Source organism: Variovorax sp. 22077, assembly GCF_052044195.1.
In the GTDB taxonomy this organism is placed as follows: Bacteria; Pseudomonadota; Gammaproteobacteria; order Burkholderiales; family Burkholderiaceae_C; genus Variovorax; species Variovorax atrisoli.
The window spans coordinates 1-1,902 of the sequence record NZ_JBQEQC010000068.1; the positions used below are offsets into that span (position 1 = coordinate 1).

General features: G+C 65.9%; 1 protein-coding gene. It reads right to left on the bottom strand.

Annotated elements, in window-relative coordinates:
• Positions 1-135 precede the first annotated feature (135 nt).
• A partial coding sequence (locus ACTJLF_RS34480) for an acyl-CoA dehydrogenase (protein ID WP_440884881.1) occupies positions 136-1,902 on the bottom strand: 1,767 nt, incomplete at its 5' end.

A 1,902-nucleotide genomic window follows, 5' to 3' on the forward strand; every position in this document is an offset into this window, starting at 1 on the left:
GCGGGATCGGGCAGCCGAACGCAGAAGGAAGACAAAAACTACGCAAAGGTCGCGAAAGGACCCGAAGACAAATTCTGGTTTTTCTTGTGCGACTTCTGCGTAACCTTTGCGACTTCTGCGTTCGGCTGTCCGTATTCAGAAAGCCTCGAGCGCCAGCGCCGTCACGCTCTCGGCACCGTCGACGATGCTGTCGCGGATGCCCGGCACCTTGTTGAGGATGTGCTCGGCGTAGAAGCGCGCGGTGGCGATCTTCGCCAGCATGAAGTCGGTGTCGAAGCTGCGCGAGGCGAGGTCCTGCGCAATGATCAGCGAGCGCGCCAGCTGCCAGCCGGCCACCAGATTGCCCGCCAGCATCAGGTAGGGCACGCTGCCCGCGAAGACCGCGTTGGGCGATGCCTTGGTCTGGCCCGCCACGAAGTCGACCACCTCGACGAAGGCTTCGCGCGCAGCCTTCAGGCGCTTGAGCACGGCCGCGGCAGCGGGGTTGTCGATCCTGGCCAGCTCGGCCTCGGTCTTCTCGATCTGCGCGGCGATCGCCTTCGCCGTCTGGCCGCCGTCGCGCGCCGTCTTGCGGCCCACGAGGTCGTTGGCCTGGATGGCGGTGGTGCCTTCGTAGATCGTCAGGATCTTGGCGTCGCGGTAGTACTGCGCCGCGCCGGTCTCCTCGATGAAGCCCATGCCGCCGTGCACCTGCACGCCCAGCGAGGCCACTTCGAGGCTCATCTCGGTGCTGTAGCCCTTCACCAGCGGCACCATGAACTCATAGAAGGCCTGGTTCTGCTTGCGCGCGTCGGCATCGGGGTGATGGTGCGCGGCGTCGTAGACGGCGGCGGCCACACTGGACATCGCGCGGCAGCCCTCGGTATAGGCGCGCATCGTCATCAGCATGCGCTTGACGTCGGGGTGATGGATGATCGGCGCGCTGGTGTTCATGGAGCCGTCCACCGGACGGCTCTGCACGCGCTCCCTGGCGTAGGCCACCGCGTGCTGGTAGGCACGCTCGGCGATCGCGATGCCCTGCATGCCCACCGCGTAGCGGGCGGAGTTCATCATGATGAACATGTACTCGAGGCCGCGGTTCTCCTGGCCCACCAAGTAACCGATGGCACCGCCGTGGTCTCCATACTGCAGCACGGCCGTGGGCGATGCCTTGATGCCCATCTTGTGCTCGATGCTCACGCAGTGCACGTCGTTGCGCTCGCCGAGCGTACCGTCCTTGTTGACCAGGAACTTCGGCACGACGAACAGGCTGATGCCCTTCACGCCCTCGGGCGCGCCGGCCACGCGTGCCAGCACGAGGTGCACGATGTTCTCCGCCATGTCGTGCTCGCCGTAGGTGATGAAGATCTTGGTACCGAACACCTTGTAGGTGCCGTCGGGCTGCGGCTCGGCGCGGGTGCGCACCAGGGCGAGGTCGCTGCCGGCCTGCGGCTCCGTGAGGTTCATAGTGCCGGTCCACTGGCCGCTCACGAGCTTCTCGAGGTAGGTAGCCTTGAGTTCGTCCGAGCCGGCCGTGAGCAACGCCTCGATGGCGCCGTCGCTCAGCAGCGGACACAGCGCGAAGCTCATGTTGGCCGAGTTGAGCATCTCGCCGCAGGCCGCGCCGATGGTCTTGGGCAGACCCTGGCCGCCGAAGTCCGCCGGATGCTGCAGCCCCTGCCAGCCACCCGCCACGTACTGCGCGAAGGCTTCCTTGAAGCCCGGTGTGGTGGTGACGGCGCCATCCTTGAACGATGAGGGATCGCGGTCGCCCGCCACGTTCAGCGGCGCGATCACGTCCTGGTTGAAGCGCGCGCACTCTTCGAGCACGGCCTGTGCGGTTTCGAGGCCGGCATCCTCGAAGCCGGGCAGCTTCGCGATCTCGCCGATGTTGGCCAGGTGTTCGATGTCGAACAGCATGTC